Below are 18,304 nucleotides of genomic sequence, written 5' to 3' on the forward strand. Positions count from 1 at the left end.
CGGCCATTGCGCACATGAAATTAATGCCAGCCGACTCCCACACAAAGCACTCGTTAACGAGTGGCTCGCTAGGCTCGGGGCGCCTTTACTGGAGCCTGTAACTTGCTCGTCGCCAAGCTTGAGATTCTCGGAGATATCGACCGCCGCGGCGCGATCCGTTTCGATGCGGATTCGCCGTCTACGGTGCGTGCGCCGGATGGCGCGCCGATCGATGTGCAGGTCGAGGATTTCTCGCGCACGGGCTTCCGCTTCGCCTCGGATCTCGACCTGCCGGTGGGTACTTTGGTCTCGCTCGGCCTGTCGGGTGCCGGATCGCGCGCCGCCAAGGTCGTGCGTCGCAACGGCAGCACCTATGGCTGTGCCTTTATGAAGGCGCTGACCGAGGAAGAGATCGCGCATGCCTTTAAGGGGCAGGAGCATATCCTGGCCGATCTCTCCGCCGCGCTCGCCGCGCGCTTCGGCACCGGCAAGCCCGGCCCCAAGCCGACGATCCCACCGCTGCGCCGGCTTATCCGGCGTCCGACGCGCGAGGACTGAAGTCCCGCTCGCGATAGTCGAACCAGTCGAAATCGGCGTGGAGCCCCGCGCCGGACAGGTCCTGGCACGCCATGCCGATGAACGCGCCGGTGAAATTGGGCAGGCCGGGCGCGCTGGCTTCGTCCGAGAGGATCGAGGCGTCGAACTGCTCCGCAAGCCATTGCCAGTCGCCGCCGGGCACGCGCCAGGCGAAGCGCAGCCGCTCGTAATCCACTTCGGCGCGTAGCTCGACCACGCCTTCGGGGATCGCGATCGGCGCAGTGAACGCATCGGCCTGGGGCGAATCGGGCAGCGCCGACATCACGCGGATATGGCGGCCGGTTTCCTCGTCATGGCTGACGTGGAGGTAATGGAACTTGGCGGCGTTATAATAAGAGACCAGTCCGGCGACCTGCTGGAAGTGGCGTGGGTCAAAATCCAGCGCACAGCTCGCGGAATAACAGAACGCCTGTTGCCGCCGGGCGACCAGCGCCTGGGTGAACAGGCTGCCGATTGTCTCGCGGCCATATAGACGCAGATGGCCGCGGCGCGCAGTGAGGCTGAAGATCGCCTCTGGCTCGGGCGTGCGTAGCCATTGGAAATCGATCGGTAGCGCCGGGTCGTCGAACTCGTCGCGGCTATGAACCGGCGCGCGGCCCTCGGGACCGGGCACCTCGAGCATCGGCATGCCGCGCTCGCCGGTCGTGTAGAGCCAGCCATCTTCCCAGCGCATCGGCTGGATCGCGGTCTCGCGCCCCAGCACGCAGCGCCCGCGATTGGGGAGGGGGCGGCCGCACAGATAGACCAGCCACGGCTCGCCCTCGGGCGTCTCGACCAGATCGGCATGGCCGGCACGCTGGAGCGGCGCGTCGGGGCGGGTACGGCTCGAGAGGATATAAGTGTCGGGGTGGAGCTCGTAGGGGCCGGTCAGGCTGCGCGATCGCGCCATCGTCACCGCGTGGTTCCAGCCGGTGCCGCCTTCGGCGGTGAGCAGATAGTACCAGCCGTCGCGCCGATAGAGATGCGGCGCCTCGGTGAGGCCGAGCGGGGTGCCGGGGAAGATGTTGACCCGCTCGCCGATCAGCCTTTGCTCCTCCGGCGAATATTCCTGCAGCACGATCCCGGCAAAGCGGTTGCGGCCCGGGCGATGGTCCCACAGCATGTTGAGCAGGTATTTCCGCCCGTCCTCGTCATGGAAGAGCGAGGGATCGAAGCCGCTCGAATTGAGGTGGATCGGATCGGACCAGTCGCCGTCGATCGTGTCGCAGCTCACCAGGTAGTTGTGGAAGTCGCGGAGACTCGCGCCCGATGCGCCGCCGGTGGTGGTGCGGCCATAGCGCTTCACATCGGTGTAGATCAGGTGGAAGCGTTCGCCGTCGTGGCTGAGGCACGGCGCCCACACCCCGCAACTGTCCGGATCGCCGCGCATGTCGAGCTGGCTCGCGCGGTTTAGCGGGCGCGCAATCAGCGCCCAGTTCGCAAGATCCCGGCTGTGGTGGATCTGCACGCCGGGGAACCACTCGAAGGTCGAGGTGGCGATATAATAATCGTCGCCCACGCGGGCGATCGACGGGTCGGGATTGAAGCCGGGCAGGATGGGATTGCGAGTCATGCGGGTTTGCGCACCAGGGTCCAGAGCACGGCCGCCGCGACCAGGTCGAGCAGTCCGAGGGCGATGAAGAAGGGGTTATAGCCGATCGAGGCGACCAGGCTGCCCATCAGCAGCGAGAAGATCAGGATCGAGGCATTGGCGCAGGTGCCCGCCAGCCCGGCGACGGTGCCGAGCTCGTCGCGGCGGAACAGGTCGCTGGCCATGGTGATGCAGGTGACCGACAGCGTCTGGTGCGCGAAGCCGCCGAGCGAGAGCAGCGCCACCGCCGCCCAGGCGCTCTCGACCGAACCGACGAACAGCATCCCGGTCATCAGCACCGCGCCCAGCGTGAAGGTCCAGCGGCGCGCATCGATCAGGTCGACGCCGCGGCGCTGCAGCCAGAGCACCACGGTCGGGCCGAACAGGCAGCCGAGATCGGCGGCGACGAAGGGGAGGAAGGCCGAGATGGCGATCTCGCCCAGGTCGAAATGGCGGACCTTCACCAGATAGAGCGGCAGCCAGAAGGTCAGCGTCCCCCAGGTCGGGTCGGCGAGGAAGCGCGGGATCGCGATGCCCCAGAAATTGCGCTGCCGGAGGATCGAGAGGACCGAGGGGCGTGCACCCGCCGCGAGCGTATGCGCCTCCTGCCCGGCGAGGATATAAGCGCGCTCCTCCTCGCTGATGTCGGGATGCTCGGCGGGCGAGCGATAGAAGCGCAGCCAGAGCAGCACCCAGAACAGCGCGAGGGCACCGGCGATCACGAACGCCGCGCGCCAGTTCCACATCCAGATCGACCAGGCTACCAAAGGCGCGGCGAGCGCCGATCCGGCGGAGGCGCCAAGATTGTAGATGCCGCCGGCCAGCCCGCGCTCCTTCGCCGGAAACCATTCCGAGACGACTTTCAGCCCGCCGGTGTGCGATGTCCCCTCGGCAAATCCCAGCGCCCCGCGCAGGCCGAACAGCATCTGCCAGCTGAAGGCGAGGCCATGTCCCATGGTCAGCACGCCCCAGCAGGTCGCGAAGATGGCGAGCCCCGTGCGCAGCCCGATCGTGTCGAGGATATACCCCACGATCGGCTGGAGCATCACACCGGCCTGAAAGGCAGCGGTGATCCAGCTATATTGGTGCTCGTCGATATGCAGGTCGGCCATGAAGGTCGGCGCCGCGACGGCCAGCGTCGAGCGGGTGAGATAGTTCACGATCGTGCCCAGCATCACGATCCCGATGATCCACCAGCGCAGGGCGCGCGTGCGTCGCCAGAAGGACATGGCCTCTCCATGGGCGTCGAAGTGCGCCCGTTAGCGCTAACAGTGGCGGTTTTGGGGGGGCGGGGCAAGGCCCTGCCTCCGTCATCCCGGCCTTGTGCCGGGATCCACTGCGCCGCACTTGCTTCCTTTGAGCCTCTCGCTTCGCCCTTGCCTCCCGGTGGACCCCGGCACGAGGCCGGGGTGACGATTTTGGTTTCCGGATGAGGCTTTGACCGCAATCGCCGGGATGTGGCCCGCGCGCGACACGCCTATATCCACCCCATGACGCACGAACTCTCTCTCCCCGAAGACGCGGCCTGGGCTGCCTTCGAGGCGCGCGACCGCGCCTTTGACGGGCGCCTGATCGTCGCGGTGACCACCACGCGCATCTATTGCAAGCCGACCTGCCCGGCGCGGCGGCCCAAGCGCGAGCATGTCGAATTCTACGATGACGCCGAAGCGGCGCGCGCCGCCGGCTATCGCGCATGTCTGCGCTGCAAGCCCGACGAAGTGGGGCGCGACCGGATCGCGGTGGCCAAAGCGGTAGCGCTGATCGAGGCGGCCGAGGAATCGGTCTCGCTCGACGAAGTCGCCGCCGCGGTCGGCTATGCGCCGCACCATTTCCACCGGCTGTTCAAGCGCGCCACCGGCGTGACCCCGGCCGCCTATGCCCGCAGCCTCAAGGCGAAGCGTGCCGCCGAGGCGCTGGGCGAGGGCAGCGTGACCGAGGCGATCTACGAGGCCGGCTATTCCGCGCCGAGCCGCTTCTACGAAACCGCCAATGCCCGGCTCGGCATGAGCCCCAGCGTGTGGAAGCGCGGCGGGGCAGGGGTGACGATCCGCTGGACGATCGCCGAGACCAGCCTTGGTCCGCTGCTGATCGCGGCGACCGACAAGGGGCTGTGTCGCGTCGCGTTCGACGAGAATGCGCTCGGCCTCGCCACGCGCTTCCCGGCGGCGGAGATCGTCCAGGGCGGCGCGGCGCTGTCGGCGCTCGCTGCGCGGGTGGTCGCCGAGGTCGAGAGCCCCGGGCGCGACACCGATCTGCCGCTCGACGTGCAGGGCACTGCTTTCCAGGAAGCGGTGTGGCAGGCACTGCGCGCAATTCCGCCGGGCGAGACGCGCAGCTATGCGCAGATCGCGACTGCGGCGGGCAGTCCCGGCGCGGTGCGCGCGGCGGGCACGGCCTGCGGGGCGAACCATGTGCCGGTGATCATCCCATGCCACCGTGCGCTGCGCTCGGACGGCAGCATGGGCGGCTACGCCTATGGCGTTGATCGCAAACAGGCGCTGCTCAAGCGCGAGGGCGCCGAGTAATGGCCTATGTAATCCAGGGAATCGACCCCGCGCCCTTCCGCCGTCTCTACGGTCTGTCCAACGCTGCGCTCGCCGCCGAGCAGGTGGTGCGCATGACGGTGGAGCGGAAGCCCGATGCGCCGTGCCGGGTCGAGCTGGCCGATGTCGAACCGGGCGAGCAGGTGCTGCTGATCAATTACGCGCATCTGCCCGTCGCCTCGCCCTATCGCAGTGCCCATGCGATCTTCGTGCGCGAAGGCGCCGAGGTGCCGGCGCGGTTCGAGGACAGGGTGCCCGAACCGCTGGCGATCCGCCTGCTCTCGGTCCGTGCGTTCGACGGCGCTGGCATGATGACCGATGCCGAAGTGGTCGAAGGCCGCGACCTCGAGCCGTTGATCACGCGGATGTTCGCGGATCCGGCGGTTGACTATCTTCATGTCCACAATGCCCGACGCGGCTGCTTCGCCGCGCGCGTGGATCGGGCGTAGCTACTTCGCCGCAGCCGCATCCGAAGCCGCGCAGCGATACACCAGCTTCTCGTTATATACCGACGGCAGCGCGGTGCGGATCGATTGCTGCTGCGTCGCCAGCTCGGCGCGCTTGGCCTGGTCGGTGCTGCATTCCTTGAGCGGCACCCCCTTTCGCAGCGCCCGCGCCTGCTTCATCTGCTCGGACGAGAGCAGATAGCGGGTGTTGGTGTAGGTGCCCGTCGCGGGGTCGAAATCGAGCACCGAGACGCTGGCTTCCTGGTCGGGGACGAGGATGCGCTGCCAATGCTTGCCGTTCTCGGCCTCGGCATATTGCGTGCGGCCGTTGATGCAGCCGTCATTGCCGACATCGAGGTCGACCTTGTCGGTGGCCGAGACGATCACGCGGCTGCGCTCGGGCACCAGCGTGCAGACCAGCTTGCCCTGCGCTTCGACCGGCGCCGCGCCGTCCGCCGCTACGGCCTTGGGCACCGCCAGCACCGAGGCTTCGTTGAAGCTCGGCCGGGTGAGGAACATCACGATCGCGGCGATCATCAGCAGCGCGCCGCCGGCCGCCACCCAGATCGCCTCGCGCTTGCGTTCGCGCGACAGCAGCAGCCCGCCGCCGCCCACGGTGAGCGCGCCGAGCACCAGCAGCAGCACTGCGCCGGCCATATAATTCTCGCGCGATGCCGCCGCCCGGCTGCGCGCCTGGGCGACCGCGTCCTCGCGCTCGGTCGCGGCCTTGGCGGCGCTGGCGCGCGAAAGCTCGTCGGCCTCCAGCCGCGCCTTTTCGTCGGCGTTGCGCTCCTGCGCCATCTGGTCCTCGACCGAGGTGCAGGGCATGTCGACCTTGGTGAAGGGCTGTTTCGCCTCGGTCAGGAAGGCGGCGAGCTCGCCCTCGGCAATCGCGAAGGCAAAGGTCGAATCGCCCTCGTCGTTATGCGTGATCGCCGAATTGACGCCGAGCACCCGGCCGCAGCGATCGAGCAGCGGGCCGCCCGAATTGCCGCGTGCGATGCTGGCGTTGTGGACCAGCACGCTCACGCCGCTCAACTGGCGGAAACCGGCAAAGCCGCCCTGCGAGCGAACCGGCGACTGCGGCTTGATGAAGTCCGCCGCCGAGCGCACCGTCGCGACATCGACATTGCCCGGATAACCAAGCGCGACGAGCGAATCGCCATCGGCGATCTTGCCGCCGAACAGCGTGAGCGGCGGCAGCCGCACGCCGGTGAACTCGATCAGCGCCAGGTCGCGCGCCTGGTCGATCTTGATGACCTTGCCCTGGTAGGACTTGTCGCCTTCCGAGGGCACGACGCCGATCACGACATTGTCGGGATAGCGCCCGGCAAGCTCGACGACATGCGCGTTGGTGACGACGCGGTTGGGGCCCACCGCGAAGCCGCTGCCATGGCCGAAGCCGACAACCTCGTCATCGACCACGGCGATGGTGACGATGCGCACCACGCCGCGGGCAGAGGCGGAGATGTCGTCGGCATAGGCCGGCCCCGCCCATGCAAAGAGCAGCGCCACTACCAACAGCAACCGACGCATCATCGAACCCGAACCCTTTGAAGCTGGCCGCCAGCTTTCGGGCAAAAGCGGCGCGGGTTCAAGCGGCTGGCGGTGGCGCGGGGCCTCAGCCGGCCTTCTTCTTGTTCTTCGCGTCCTCGGCGGCCTTTTTCGACTTGGCCTTTGCGTCGGCGATCACCTTGAGCGCGGCATCCTTGCCGCCCTCGTCCATAGCCTTGAGCACGTTGAGCGCGACATTGTTGCTGGCATCGGGGTGCGGGCCATAGGCGATCGTCTCGAATGCGATCCGCGCGCCGTTCAGATTGCCCTGCTCGAGCAGCACTTCGCCCACCTGCGCGCGCAGCCCGCTGTCGAACGGGGCATAGGTATAGGCGCCGACCAGCCCGTCCTGCGCCACCTTGGGCGCCGGCACGCCGGCTTCCTCGAAGCTCTGATAATAGAGGATCAGCGGCTGCGGATAGGTGGGGTCGAGCTTGTTCGCCTTGACGAACCAGCTGCGCGCCGCCTTCCAGCGGCCGACGTCGCTCGCCTTGTCGGCCTTGGCGAGCTCCTGCTGCGCCATGCCCTTGTAAAGCAGCGCGTGGATCGAGGTGGGATCGGCGGCGAGCGCGCGGTCGGCCGCGGCTTCGGAAGCGGCATAGTTCTTGCTGTCGAACTCGGCCTCGGCCAGCTCGTTCTGCGCGCCGGCGTCGTTCGGATAGGCGGCGGCGCCCTGGCGCGCCCATTCGACCACCATCTTGGCGCGCTCCTCGTCGACGCCGTTGGTCGACCAGATCCGCGCCTTCATCGTCGAAGCCTCGCCGGCGCTGAGCTTGCGCAGCGTGACTTCGCCCACCTGCACCTTGCCCGACGGCACGACGATCGTCGGCAGCGAAGCGCGTGCGCCATAGGCGTTGAGCTTGGCATCCAGCTGGCCGAGATTGCCGAACGCCTTGTTGGCCTCGTCGACCGACTTGCCCTCGTTGAGCGCCTGGATATAGCCGGCCAGCTCCTTAGAATGGCCGCCCAGGATCGCATAATGGGTGAGCAGCCAGCCGCGCCCGTAGAGCGTCTGGGTGTCGATCTCCTTGTCCTTGGGATCGAGCTGGAGCATCCGCTCCGCCGGCATCTGCGCGACACGGTCGATGCCGTAAGCGCGATATTCGGGCGCCTTGCCGATCACCAGCGTATCGTCGCCGCTGCGGTAAAAGGCCGTGCCGACGAACTCGGCGAACCCTTCGGCGAACCATTTGGGGAAGACGACGCCCGGCCAGCTCGAGAACATGAAGCTATGGGCATATTCATGCTGCAGGATGGTCTGCGCATTGAGCGAGCCGCTGCCGTCGTCCTTGGGCACGAATGCCACCGGTCCGACGGCGCGCCGCTGATAATAGCCGGCCACGCTGCTGTTGCCGGCAAGGCGCTGGACCTCCTTCACATTGGCGAGGACATAGACGTGCACCCGCATCATCGGGCTCAGCGGCTTGTCTGCCGTACCGGTGAGGAAGCGCAGCGTCTGGTCGAAGCGCTCGAGCCGGCTGGTATAGGCCTTGAGCTTCTCCGGATTGTCGTCCGAATAGACGACGAAATGCTTGGAGCTCGCCTCATACCAGTCGGCATGGGCGAGCGACGGCGCCAGCAGCATCGATGCGGCAAGCAGGAAGTGGCGAACCATATGTTTTCCCCCGAGAACGTGGGGGAAGTCTAGGAATTGCGCGCGAGTCGTCAATCGCCTGCGGCTGCGGGCTTTTCGGGCTTCCTCGACAGCATCGCGAGCGCGCCGGGAATGTCGCCCGCATCGATCTTTTCGATCATCGCCGCCGCCAGCGGACCGTGCGCGCCGCTGTGCGGATCGTTGACGAACGGGCGCAGCACCGTGCGCGCACCGGTCCCGTTGCGCTCGCCAAGATACATGGCGGCGGTGGTCATGCGCAGATTATAGTCATAGGGCGCGAGCAGGAAGGCGCTGTTCAGCCCGTCCTTGGCGATCTCGGGGGCGGCGACGCCCTGCTCACCATAGGTTCGATAATAGAGCCACAGCGGCAGCGGATCGCGCGGATCGAGCCGGTTGGCGTTGGAAAGGATTGCGCGCACCGCGTTCCAGGTTTCGGGGCGCATGTCCTTCGCCTTGCGCGCCTCGAGCATCCGCGCGGTCGCGTCGAAGGTGAGCGCGCGCACCAGCTTGGGATCGGTGGCGAGCGCCCGGTCGACTGCGGCCTCGGCCTCGGCATAATCGCCCGCGTCGATCGCCGCGCCGGCGAGCACCATCTGCGCGTCGACATCGTTCGGATAGGGCGCCGCCGCGCGCCTGGCATCGGCATAGATCGGCTGCACGGTCTCGGGGCTCACCGCGACCTTCGAGCGGATACGCACTTCCATCGTCGCCGCGGCGGCGGGGCTGAGCTTGCGCACGTTCACCGGCCCGATCGCCAGCTGCGCGCCGGTCAGCGTCGAGATCGACAGATGGCGCTTCTTGTAGACTTCCAGCTCGCCATCGAGTTTCTTCAGGTCGCCGAACACCTGCGCCGCCTCGCGCAGCGACTTGCCGGCCTTGAGCGCCGCGACATAGGCGGAGAGCTGGGTGCTGCGCTGCGGCGCGCCGAGCCGCAGATAATGAGTGAGCAGCCAGGAGCGCCCGTAAAACGCCTCCATCTGGCTGTCGTCGAGCGTCTTGGAATCGACCGTCAGCAGCTTGTCCATCGGCAGATAGACGTCGCCCATGATGCTGACCCCGCGATAGAGCGGGGGTTCGCCCAGCGTCACCGACCCGTCCTTGCCGAAGCGCGCGGTCGCGTTGAACTCGGCGAAGCCCTCGACCAGCCAGCTCGGATAGCCGGTATTGGGATCGAGGCTCCACATCAGGTGGTGCGCATATTCGTGGAGCAGGATCTGCAGCGGCTTGAGCGCAAGGTCGCCGCCGCCGCTCCCCTGCTCGGGCACGATCGCGACCGATCCGGAGGCGCGGGGAATGAAGAACCCCTCGACGCCCTGACGCCCGATGAGCCGCGCCACGGTCGGCACGTCATCGACCGTGAACACGGTGACGCGGCTCGCATTGCTCATCTCGGCACTGGCGCCGCCCACCATCAGGCGGATCGCCCGGTCCAGCCGCTCGAGATTGGTCGCGAACGCCTTCAGCTTGTCGGGATCGCGATCGGCATAGACGACGAAATGGGGCGTGCTTGCCTCATACCAGTCGGCATGTGCCGCCACCGGCATGACGAGCAGCAGCAACGCGAAAAGCCTGTACAACATCCTGTTTTCCCCGATTTCCCGAAAAGCCGTCGTGGCCGGATCAGCTATCGTCCCCGTCATCGACCTTACGGTCGGTATCCAGCGCGGCGATGGCGCCGTCGATGTCACCCGCGTCGATCTTGGCGACCAGCAACTGGGCGAACTCGGCAAGCCCCTTGCCGTGCGGCTGATAGGCAAGCGGCGCGAGCAGGCTGCGTGCCCGGGCGTCGCGGTCCTTGAGCAGCATCATCGCGGTGTTGAGCCGCAGCCCGCTGTCCTGCGGCGCGTAGATGAACGCATCATAGAGCGCGTCCTTCGCCATGTCGGGCACCGCTACGCCCTGCTCGATATAGCTGCGATAATAAAGGATCAGCGGTTCGGGATCCTGCGGATCGATGCGGTTGCCCGCGGCGATCAGCTTGCGGATGGGGTTCCATGTCTCCTTGCTGAAGTCCTTCGCCTTCTCGGCAAGCGCCATCCGGCACATCGCCTTGTAGACATAGCCGTCCACCGCCTTGGCATTGGCCGCGATCGCGCGGTCGGCAGCGGCTTCCGACACCGCATAGTCCTTCGCGTCATAGGCCGCTTCGGCGAGCACCAGCTGCGCGCCGGCATCGTTCGGATAGGGTGCGGCCGCCTTCTTGGCATCGGCATAGACGCCGGGCGCGGTCTTGGCGTTCACGCCGTTCTTCGAGCGGATGCGCACGTCCATCGTCGCCGCCTCGCCGGGGGTAAGCTGGCGGATCGCCACCTCGCCGACCTGCGTGATCTCCGCGCCGGCGCGGCGCGCGGTGAAGGAGCCGGTCTTGTACCGTTCGAGCTCACGATCGAGCTGCTTCAGGTCGCCGAACGCCGTCGCCGCTTCCTTGGCTGACTTGCCGTTGTTGAGCGCCTGCAGATAGGCCATGAGCTGGCCCTTCCGCTTGTCGCCGAACACCAGATAATGGTTGAGCAGCCAGCCGCGCCCATAAAGACCTTCGGTCTGGGTATCGTTGAGCTTGAGCGTGTCGGCGATCATCATCTTGTCGGCGGGCAGCCAGTTGCCGTCGAGCAGGCTGTAGCCGCGATATTGCGGAGGCAGGCCGATCACCATCGTCCCGTCCTTGTCGTAGCGGGTGGTGGCGAGCAGTTCCGCCGATCCCTCGATATACCAGGAGGGGAAAACCGTGCTGGGATACAGGCTCCACATCAGGTGATGGGCATATTCGTGGAGCAGGATCTGCTGCGGGCTCAGGTCATTGGCATCGCCATTGCCCGAACTGCGCGGCACGATGGCGAGCGAGCCGCCGGCGCGGGGCCGATAGAAGCCCGCGACCGAATCGGAGCCCGCCAGGCGCGCGACCTGGCTGGTAGTGTCGACGACATAGACGGTCAGGCGATTGGCCGGCCCGATCGGCTGGTCCTTCGCCGAATTGATGAAGCGCGCGAGCTTGTCGAACCGCTCCAGCTCGGTGGCGAACTTCTTGAGCTTTTCGGGCTTCTGCTCCGAATAGATCACGAAATGCCCGGTACTGGCTTCGTACCAGTCGGCCCGCGCCGCCGCCGGAACGGCGAGCAGCACTGCGGCAAGCAGCGTGCGCAACATCATGAGAATCCCCCTCTTTGTCGGGGATGCTATCGCGGGCGCGGCGGCCGGTACAGGCCCTGATTCCGCCGCTTCGGTTCAGACGAAGCTGTACGGATCGACGTCCACCGCCACGCGTACCTTCTGGCTCCAGCTCAGCCCGCCCAGCCAGTCGCGCAGCACCTGCTGGACGTCGAAGCTGCGCCGGGCATGGACGAGCAGCCGGTAGCGGTGGCGCCCGCGCAGCATCGCCAGCGGGGCGGGGGCGGGGCCGTAGACATGCATGTCCTCGCCGATCTCGGGCTTGGTGCGGCCGATCATCCGCGCGGTTTCCTCGGCGGCGGCGCGGTCCTCGCTGGAGACGATGATCGCTGCATAGCGGCCATAGGGCGGGGCGTCGGCGTCGCGGCGCGCCTCGGTCTCGGCAGCGTAGAAGCTTTCGGCATCGCCCGAGACCAAAGCCTGCATCACCGGGGCGTCGGGCGCATGCGTCTGGATATAGACGGTGCCCGGCTTCTCGCCGCGCCCGGCGCGCCCGGCGACCTGCATGATCTGCTGGAAGGTGCGTTCCGACGCGCGCAGGTCGCCGCCGTCGAGGCCGAGGTCCGCGTCGATCACGCCCACCAAAGTGAGGTTGGGAAAGTGATAGCCCTTGGTGACCAGCTGGGTGCCGACGACGATGTCGATCGCGCCATGTTCCATGCGGCTGACGAACTCGGCCGCCTTGGCCGGCGACCACAACGTGTCGGAGGTGACGATCGCGGTGCGCGCATCGGGCCACAAGGCCGCGACTTCGTCGGCGATACGCTCGACGCCCGGCCCGCAGGCGACGAGCGTGTCCTCGCTCTTGCACTCGGGGCACATGGTCGGCGCCGGCACGGTGTGCCCGCAATGATGGCAGGACAGGCGCTTGAGCAACCGGTGCTCGACCATCCACGCCGTGCAGTTCGGGCATTGGAAGCGGTGGCCGCAATGCCGGCACAGCGTCAGCGGCGCATAGCCGCGCCGGTTGAGGAACAGCAGCGACTGCTCGCCCCGCGCCAGCGTCTCCTCGATCGCCTTTACCAAAGGCGGCGCCAGCCAGCGGCCGCGCTCGGGCGGCGCCTGGATCAGGTCGATCGGAATGATCTCGGGCATCTCAGCCAGACCATAGCGACCGGGCAGCTTCAATTCCTCATAGCGGCCCAGCTCGACCTGATGCCGCGTCTCGATCGCCGGCGTGGCGGAGGCGAGGATCACCGGGCATTCCTCGAACCGCCCGCGCATCACCGCGACGTCGCGCGCGTGGTAGTGGACGCCGTCTTCCTGCTTGAAACTGGTCTCGTGCGCCTCGTCGACCACGATCAGGCCGAGATTGGGATAGGGCAGGAACAGCGCCGAGCGCGCGCCCACCGTCACCATCGCCTCGCCGCTGGCGATCGCGCGCCAGGCGCGGCGGCGCTGCGAGGCGCGCAGCCCCGAATGCCAGGCGATCGGCTCGCAGCCGAATCGCTTCTCGAAGCGGGTGAGGAACGGCTCGGTCAGCGCGATCTCGGGGAGCAGCACCAGCGTCTGCTTGCCCGATGCGATCGCCGCGGCGACCGCCTCGAAATAGACTTCGGTCTTGCCCGATCCGGTGACGCCGTCGAGCAGGAAGGGCTGGAAGCTCTCCGCGCCCACCGCCTGGCGCAGGATCGATGCGGCATCGGCCTGCAGCGCGTTGAGGTCGGGCGGCCCGAAATTGGGGTCGGGCATCGGATAGGGGCTGTCGGTATCGACCACCACCGCCTCGATCGCGCCGACCTTCACTAAGCCTCGGATCACCGCGTCGGAGACATCGGCGACCAGCGCCAGTTCCTTGACCAGCCCCTGACGCTCGCCGATCCGCTCGAGCGCCTGGGCGCGCTGCGGCGTGAGCCGCTCAGGCACCACGCCGGTCGCGCGATATTCGGTGATCGTCGGCGAACTCTCGAACGCCGCGGACGTACGCAGCGCCATCGCCAGCACGGCCGAGGGCGGGCTCAGATAATAGTCCGCGGTCCACTCGACGAGGCGGCGCACCGCTGCCGGGATCGGCGGCGCGTCGGCGACGGCCAGGATGTTGCGCAACCGGTTGTCGCCGATCTCCTCGGTCGGCAGCCGCTCGGGCTCCCAGACCACGCCGGCATATTGGCGCGGCCCGATCGGCACGACGACGATCGACCCCGGCGCGACCTCCATGCCGGCGGGCACGCGATAGTCGAGAGGGCCGAGCGCGGGATGCAGGACGAGAATACGGGCGCGGGACATGGGCGCCCCTCATATGGGCTTTTGCGCGCGAAACGGAATCCCCGTATTGGCGCGGGCGACATCAGGAGACCCGAAGATGCTGTTCGCCGCCGCCCTGCTCCTCCTCCAGACCGCGCCCGCCGCGCAGACCACTGCGTGCAAGGCAACCGACGCCAGCCTGCCCACCAGCCTGATCGGCTGGGTCAAGCCGGGTGACGAGTTCGTCCCCGGAAAGGCAGTCGAGCTCGACACGATCGACGGCGCGGCGCTCAAGGGGCTGCCGGCGGGCAGCAAGCCGGGCAAGGCGGCGATGATCGGCTTCAAGATCGAGCGCGCCGGCATTTACGGCGTCGCGCTCGATCAGGGCGGCTGGATCGATCTGCTGCCGGGCACCGAAGGCGGCGCGGCGCTCACCTCGGTCAAGCATGGCCATGGCCCGGACTGCTCGACGATCCGCAAGATCGTCCGCTTCGACCTCAAGCCCGGCCTCTACCGGCTCTATGTCTCGGGGCTCAGCACGCCGAAGGTGAAGGCGATGCTGGTCAGCGGCGACTAGGGCCGCAGCAGCAGCGTGAAGCTGGCGATGTGATCCATCTGGTCGCGCGCGCCGGCGCGGCCGAAGCGATATTGGTTCATATAGCCCAGCTCGCCACGCAGCTGCCGCGCGAACGGGATCGCCAGCCCCAGGCTGTTGCGCATCCGCTCGATCCCGCTCGCCTGGCCCCAGCCGGTGTCGTTCAGGTTGAGGAACGTCTCGTGCGCCGCGAACAGGCCGAGCCCGCCTTTGGTCAGCGCATGCGTGTAGCGCAGCTGTCCGCGCAGCCGGTGCCCGATCTCCGGTCCCGCGCTGTAGAAGCGCTGCTCGAGCCGGATCCGCGTGGTGAAACCGGCGCCGAGCGGGATGATCACATGCTGGCGGAGCCGCTCCTCATTGGGCAGCTCGCGGCCGTCGTTGAAATCCTCGACATGCCGGTAGCCCAGCGCGATCTCGATCTTGCCGATCTTCCAGGTGTAGAGCCCGCCGATCTCGGTGTGCGACAGCCCCTTGGCCCGGTCGCCGAAGCGGACGATGCTCTCCACCGTCGCTTCGCTGTGCGCGCCGGTCGGAACGGTGCCGTTGGCCTGCAGCCAGAGCTGGTCGTCGGTGCGCTGGGCAAAGGCCGGCGACGCGATCAGGAACAGGGGAAGCAATAGGCGCAGGCGCATCGCGGCCTAAAGACATCCTCTTCATTTCGGTGCAAGCTTTACTTGTAACAATGAGAACATTGACGGAACATTGTTCGCATCAACCAGGGGGACGGCGATGATTCTAACGGCGCTTGCTTTGACGATGGCGGTGCAGGGCCGCTGCACCGCGCTCGATACGCGGCTGCCGCGTCCGCTCTATGGCTGGACGCGCGACGGCAAGGGCCTCGATACCGGTCATGCCGTGACGCTGCCGGCGCGCAAGGGCGCGATCGAGACGCGCATCACCATCCGCAAGCCGGGCAAGGTCGGCATCGCGATCGACCAGGACGGCTGGATCGACGCATTTCCGCTCAAGGGCAGCAAGGCGCTCGACATGACGTCGGAGAGCAAGGGGCCGCGCTGTTCGACGATCCACAAGATCTTGTATTACCGGATGCGCCCCGGCACCTATCGCGTCACGGTGAATCGGCTTAAGGGCGCCCGTGCAAAGCTGATGCTCACGCACGACTGACAAGGATTCCCGATGAAGTTCTTCGCCGACACCGCCGACACCGCCGACATTCGCGACCTGGCCGCCACCGGCCTGCTCGACGGCGTGACCACCAACCCGTCGCTGATCCACAAGGCCGGCCGCGACTTCCTCGAAGTGGTCAAGGAGATCTGCGAGATCGTGCCGGGCATGCCGGTCTCGGCCGAAGTCGTCGCGCTCGATTTCGAGGGCATGATGCGCGAGGCGGAGATCGTCCGTAAGGTTGCCGACAATGTCGCGGTCAAGGTGCCGCTGACGATCGACGGCCTCAAGGCGTGCAAGGCGCTGACCAGCGACGGCACGATGGTCAACGTGACCCTGTGCTTCTCGGCCAACCAGGCGCTGCTCGCCGCTAAGGCCGGCGCGACCTTCATCTCGCCGTTCGTCGGCCGCCACGACGATATCGGCTATCCGGGCATGGACCTGATCGCCGACATCCGCACGATCTACGACAATTACGACTTCGACACCGAGATCCTGGTCGCCAGCGTGCGCAACCCGATCCATGTGCTCGAGGCCGCCAAGATCGGCGCCGACGTGATGACTGCGCCGCCGTCGGTCATCCGCCAGCTGGTCAAGCACCCGCTGACCGATTCGGGCATCGCCGCGTTCATGGCCGACTGGGCCAAGACCGGGCAGAAGATCGGGTAACTTCTCTCCCTCTCCCCGCCGGGGAGAGGGTGGCCGAGCGAAGCGAGGTCGGGAGAGGGGCAGGACGAGAGGCGCGCGCGCTGCTCGCCGCATTGCCCCTCTCCCTTCCGCGCCTTCGGCGCTCCTTCCCTCTCCCCAGAGGGGAGAGGGAGATATACACTCCCCCCATGACCGAACCCGCCCTCCCGCTCCTCTACGCGCAGCATCTCGCCCGCGACCGGCGGCGCTCGGCGCATACGGTGCGGGCCTATGGCGCCACCGCCGAGCGGCTGGTCGCCTTCCTCCAGCGCCATTGGGGCGGCCCCGTCACTCGCGACGCGCTCGCCGCCATCACCGCCGCCGACCTGCGCGCCTATCTCGCGCATCGCCGCGACGACGGCCTGGCCAACACCTCCGCCGCCCGCGAGCTCTCCGCCGTCCGCGGCTTCCTCAAATTCGCGGTCGGCGACGAAGCCGAGCTCCCTCGCCTCAAGGGCCCGCGCGTCAAGAAGGGCGTCCCCCGCCCGATCGCCCCGCACGAAGCCGTGGCACTCGCCGAAACCGTGTCGGAGGACGCCCGCGAACCCTGGCTCGCCGCGCGCGACTGGGCGGTGCTCCTCCTGCTCTACGGCGCGGGGCTGCGCATCGGCGAAGCGGTCGCGCTGACCGGCGCGGTGCTGCCGCTCGGCGAGGCGATGCGCGTCACCGGCAAGCGCGCCAAGACCCGGCTCGTGCCGTTGCTCCCCCAGGTCCGCGCCGCGATCGAGGCCTATGCCAGGCTCTGCCCCTATGGCACCGCCCGCGACCTGCCGCTGTTCCGCGGCGCCAAGGGCGGCCCGATGCCTGCGGGGGTGATCCGCAAGTCGGTCCAGGCGGCGCGGACCGCGCTCGGCCTGTCCGACCGCACTACGCCGCATGCGCTGCGCCACAGCTTCGCCACGCATCTGCTCGGCCGCGGCGCCGATCTGCGCGCGCTCCAGGAACTGCTCGGCCATGCCAGCCTCAGCTCGACCCAGATCTACACCGCGGTCGATGCCGCGCATCTGCTCGACGTCTACCGCAACGCGCATCCCCGCGCCTGATACCGATCAATTGCAACGGCTTAGCGATCGGCTAGGATAGCGCCATGAGCTATGCCGAAGACATCGTCGCCGTGCAGCGCATCCCCGAGGTCGAGGCGATCCTCGCCGATGTCTGCGCGCTCACCGGCATGGGCTTTGCCGCCGTCGCGCGGGTCACCGCCGATCGCTGGATCGCCTGCCAGCTGCTCGACAAGATCGAGTTCGGGCTGCACCCCGGCGACGAGCTCCAGATCAAGACAACGATCTGCGACGAGATTCGTGCGAGCGGCCACGGCGTCTATATCGACGATGTCGATGCCGACCCCGCCTGGCGCACGCACCACACGCCCGCGCTCTACGGCTTCAAAAGCTATATCTCGTTCCCGATCATCCGCGGCGACGGCAGCTTCTTCGGCACGCTCTGCGCGATCGATCCCGCCTCGCGCACCGGCCTCGCCCGCATCGTCCCGCAGATCGAGGCATACGCGCAGACCATTGCCGACGCGCTCGACCGGCTCAGCCTTTCGGCTTCCAGGTGATCACCCGCCACAGATAGACCAGCACGATGCCCGCGACCGTCACATAGATCGCCGGCGCCACCCAATGCTCGATGTCCTTGATCGTCGCGCCCAGCGCATAGCCGGCGCTGACCAGGAGCAGGTTCCAGATCCCGCTGCCCACTGCGGTATAGCCCACGAAGCGCCAGAACTTCATGTGCATCAGCCCGGCGGGGACCGAGATGATCGTGCGGCCCACCGGCATGAAACGGAACACCAGCACGGTCGGCCCGCCCCATTTGTCGAAATAGGCCTTGAGCCGCTCGATCTCGTGCCAGTCGACGGTCAGCCAGCGGCCCCAGCGATCGACGATTGGTTTCAGCCGCTCATAGCCGAGCCGCCGGCCGATCTCCCACCAGAAGAGATTGCCGACGACCGTGCCCGTCGTGCCGGCGAGCACCACCAGCACGAACTCCATCTGCCCGCGCGCCACGGCGATGCCGGCCACGCTCATAATCGCTTCGGAAGGGATGGGCGGGACCACATTCTCCAGCACCATCAGCCAGAAAATGCCCCAATATCCCCAGGAGACGGCGTCCCACATCGGCTCGAACCTGTGCGCTTATGCTGCGGCCCGGCTGCTCCCCGGCGAAGGCCGGGGCCCAGTCTCGGGCAGGCTGGTGAGGCGCGAGAACCTCTCGAACGACATTGCAACTGGGCCCCGG

The 18,304-nt window shown here is 67.5% G+C and carries 17 protein-coding genes; 8 read left to right on the forward strand and 9 right to left on the reverse strand.

What is annotated here, in order from left to right; translation table 11 throughout:
* Nucleotides 1-102 precede the first annotated feature (102 nt).
* Nucleotides 103-537, forward strand: a complete 435-nt coding sequence (locus HZY97_RS18405) for a PilZ domain-containing protein (RefSeq protein ID WP_180147324.1) — start codon at nt 103-105, stop codon at nt 535-537.
* On the opposite strand, the gene HZY97_RS18410 is transcribed toward HZY97_RS18405, so the two are convergent.
* Both HZY97_RS18410 and HZY97_RS18415 read right to left on the reverse strand, forming a co-directional pair.
* Nucleotides 509-2,128, reverse strand: a complete 1,620-nt coding sequence (locus HZY97_RS18410) for a glycoside hydrolase family 43 protein (protein WP_180147327.1) — start codon at nt 2,126-2,128, stop codon at nt 509-511. The two genes, HZY97_RS18405 and HZY97_RS18410, sit on opposite strands and share 29 nt — an antisense overlap.
* Entirely contained in the window at nt 2,125-3,375 is a 1,251-nt protein-coding gene (locus tag HZY97_RS18415; RefSeq protein WP_180147330.1) for an MFS transporter, read from the reverse strand. Before HZY97_RS18415 ends, HZY97_RS18410 begins: the two co-directional genes overlap by 4 nt.
* Before the next feature lie 261 nt (nt 3,376-3,636).
* Between HZY97_RS18415 and ada the strand changes: the two genes are divergently transcribed.
* Nucleotides 3,637-4,671 carry a bifunctional DNA-binding transcriptional regulator/O6-methylguanine-DNA methyltransferase Ada gene (gene ada / locus HZY97_RS18420; RefSeq protein ID WP_180147333.1) on the forward strand — a complete coding sequence of 345 codons (1,035 nt, stop codon included), beginning with the start codon at nt 3,637-3,639 and terminating at the stop codon, nt 4,669-4,671.
* Nucleotides 4,671-5,138: a DUF1203 domain-containing protein gene (locus HZY97_RS18425; protein WP_180147336.1), complete on the forward strand. Its 468-nt coding sequence runs from the start codon at nt 4,671-4,673 to the stop codon at nt 5,136-5,138. The genes ada and HZY97_RS18425 overlap by 1 nt, the downstream gene beginning before the upstream one ends.
* Here HZY97_RS18425 and HZY97_RS18430 read toward each other — a convergent pair whose 3' ends face one another.
* The 5 genes from HZY97_RS18430 to HZY97_RS18450 all read right to left on the reverse strand — a co-directional run bounded on the left by HZY97_RS18430 (nt 5,139) and on the right by HZY97_RS18450 (nt 13,695).
* Nucleotides 5,139-6,674 (reverse strand): S1C family serine protease, encoded by a 1,536-nt coding sequence (locus HZY97_RS18430; protein WP_306670080.1) that lies wholly within the window; start codon nt 6,672-6,674, stop codon nt 5,139-5,141. It lies immediately after the preceding gene.
* An 82-nt stretch (nt 6,675-6,756) separates the two neighbouring features.
* On the reverse strand, nt 6,757-8,304 hold the full coding sequence (locus HZY97_RS18435; protein WP_180147339.1) for a hypothetical protein: 1,548 nt from the start codon (nt 8,302-8,304) through the stop codon (nt 6,757-6,759).
* A 50-nt stretch (nt 8,305-8,354) separates the two neighbouring features.
* Nucleotides 8,355-9,884, reverse strand: a complete 1,530-nt coding sequence (locus tag HZY97_RS18440; protein WP_180147342.1) for a hypothetical protein — start codon at nt 9,882-9,884, stop codon at nt 8,355-8,357.
* A gap of 40 nt (nt 9,885-9,924) precedes the next feature.
* Nucleotides 9,925-11,451 (reverse strand): hypothetical protein, encoded by a 1,527-nt coding sequence (locus tag HZY97_RS18445; RefSeq protein WP_180147345.1) that lies wholly within the window; start codon nt 11,449-11,451, stop codon nt 9,925-9,927.
* A 75-nt stretch (nt 11,452-11,526) separates the two neighbouring features.
* Nucleotides 11,527-13,695 carry a primosomal protein N' gene (locus HZY97_RS18450; protein WP_180147348.1) on the reverse strand — a complete coding sequence of 723 codons (2,169 nt, stop codon included), beginning with the start codon at nt 13,693-13,695 and terminating at the stop codon, nt 11,527-11,529.
* Between the two features lie 76 nt (nt 13,696-13,771).
* On the opposite strand from HZY97_RS18450, the gene HZY97_RS18455 reads away from it, so the two are divergent.
* Nucleotides 13,772-14,230: a hypothetical protein gene (locus tag HZY97_RS18455; protein WP_180147351.1), complete on the forward strand. Its 459-nt coding sequence runs from the start codon at nt 13,772-13,774 to the stop codon at nt 14,228-14,230.
* Here HZY97_RS18455 and HZY97_RS18460 read toward each other — a convergent pair.
* Complete coding sequence (locus tag HZY97_RS18460) at nt 14,227-14,880, reverse strand: DUF2490 domain-containing protein (protein WP_180147354.1); 654 nt, start codon at nt 14,878-14,880, stop codon at nt 14,227-14,229. The genes HZY97_RS18455 and HZY97_RS18460 overlap by 4 nt on opposite strands.
* A 124-nt stretch (nt 14,881-15,004) precedes the next feature.
* Here HZY97_RS18460 and HZY97_RS18465 point away from each other — a divergent pair, with 124 nt between their 5' ends.
* From HZY97_RS18465 to HZY97_RS18480, 4 genes are all read left to right on the forward strand, one after another.
* Nucleotides 15,005-15,373 carry a hypothetical protein gene (locus tag HZY97_RS18465; RefSeq protein ID WP_180147357.1) on the forward strand — a complete coding sequence of 123 codons (369 nt, stop codon included), beginning with the start codon at nt 15,005-15,007 and terminating at the stop codon, nt 15,371-15,373.
* A 12-nt stretch (nt 15,374-15,385) separates the two neighbouring features.
* Nucleotides 15,386-16,042, forward strand: a complete 657-nt coding sequence (fsa, locus tag HZY97_RS18470) for a fructose-6-phosphate aldolase (RefSeq protein WP_180147360.1) — start codon at nt 15,386-15,388, stop codon at nt 16,040-16,042.
* Nucleotides 16,043-16,209: 167 nt separating this feature from the next.
* Nucleotides 16,210-17,103 (forward strand): tyrosine recombinase XerC, encoded by an 894-nt coding sequence (locus HZY97_RS18475; protein ID WP_180147363.1) that lies wholly within the window; start codon nt 16,210-16,212, stop codon nt 17,101-17,103.
* A 44-nt stretch (nt 17,104-17,147) separates the two neighbouring features.
* A complete protein-coding gene (locus HZY97_RS18480; RefSeq protein WP_180147365.1) occupies nt 17,148-17,621 on the forward strand; it encodes a GAF domain-containing protein in 474 nt (157 codons plus the stop codon).
* Here the strand turns inward: HZY97_RS18480 and HZY97_RS18485 are convergent.
* On the reverse strand, nt 17,599-18,183 hold the full coding sequence (locus HZY97_RS18485) for a DedA family protein (protein WP_180147369.1): 585 nt from the start codon (nt 18,181-18,183) through the stop codon (nt 17,599-17,601). The two genes, HZY97_RS18480 and HZY97_RS18485, sit on opposite strands and share 23 nt — an antisense overlap.
* Nucleotides 18,184-18,304 lie beyond the last annotated feature (121 nt).

Origin of the sequence: Sphingomonas sp. R-74633 (genome assembly GCF_013416555.1) — a bacterium.
Classification (GTDB): Bacteria; Pseudomonadota; Alphaproteobacteria; order Sphingomonadales; family Sphingomonadaceae; genus Sphingomonas.

Excerpts from the sequence above, each read along its gene's own strand:
- HZY97_RS18410 (WP_180147327.1), bottom strand. The coding sequence starts at position 2,128 with ATGACTCGCAATCCCATCCTGCCCGGCTTCAATCCCGACCCGTCGATC.
- HZY97_RS18415 (WP_180147330.1), bottom strand. The coding sequence starts at position 3,375 with ATGTCCTTCTGGCGACGCACGCGCGCCCTGCGCTGGTGGATCATCGGG.
- ada (WP_180147333.1), top strand. The coding sequence starts at position 3,637 with ATGACGCACGAACTCTCTCTCCCCGAAGACGCGGCCTGGGCTGCCTTC.
- HZY97_RS18425 (WP_180147336.1), top strand. The coding sequence starts at position 4,671 with ATGGCCTATGTAATCCAGGGAATCGACCCCGCGCCCTTCCGCCGTCTC.
- HZY97_RS18430 (WP_306670080.1), bottom strand. The coding sequence starts at position 6,674 with ATGATGCGTCGGTTGCTGTTGGTAGTGGCGCTGCTCTTTGCATGGGCG.
- HZY97_RS18435 (WP_180147339.1), bottom strand. The coding sequence starts at position 8,304 with ATGGTTCGCCACTTCCTGCTTGCCGCATCGATGCTGCTGGCGCCGTCG.
- HZY97_RS18440 (WP_180147342.1), bottom strand. The coding sequence starts at position 9,884 with ATGTTGTACAGGCTTTTCGCGTTGCTGCTGCTCGTCATGCCGGTGGCG.
- HZY97_RS18445 (WP_180147345.1), bottom strand. The coding sequence starts at position 11,451 with ATGATGTTGCGCACGCTGCTTGCCGCAGTGCTGCTCGCCGTTCCGGCG.
- HZY97_RS18450 (WP_180147348.1), bottom strand. The coding sequence starts at position 13,695 with ATGTCCCGCGCCCGTATTCTCGTCCTGCATCCCGCGCTCGGCCCTCTC.
- HZY97_RS18455 (WP_180147351.1), top strand. The coding sequence starts at position 13,772 with ATGCTGTTCGCCGCCGCCCTGCTCCTCCTCCAGACCGCGCCCGCCGCG.
- HZY97_RS18460 (WP_180147354.1), bottom strand. The coding sequence starts at position 14,880 with ATGCGCCTGCGCCTATTGCTTCCCCTGTTCCTGATCGCGTCGCCGGCC.
- HZY97_RS18465 (WP_180147357.1), top strand. The coding sequence starts at position 15,005 with ATGGCGGTGCAGGGCCGCTGCACCGCGCTCGATACGCGGCTGCCGCGT.
- fsa (WP_180147360.1), top strand. The coding sequence starts at position 15,386 with ATGAAGTTCTTCGCCGACACCGCCGACACCGCCGACATTCGCGACCTG.
- HZY97_RS18475 (WP_180147363.1), top strand. The coding sequence starts at position 16,210 with ATGACCGAACCCGCCCTCCCGCTCCTCTACGCGCAGCATCTCGCCCGC.
- HZY97_RS18480 (WP_180147365.1), top strand. The coding sequence starts at position 17,148 with ATGAGCTATGCCGAAGACATCGTCGCCGTGCAGCGCATCCCCGAGGTC.
- HZY97_RS18485 (WP_180147369.1), bottom strand. The coding sequence starts at position 18,183 with ATGTGGGACGCCGTCTCCTGGGGATATTGGGGCATTTTCTGGCTGATG.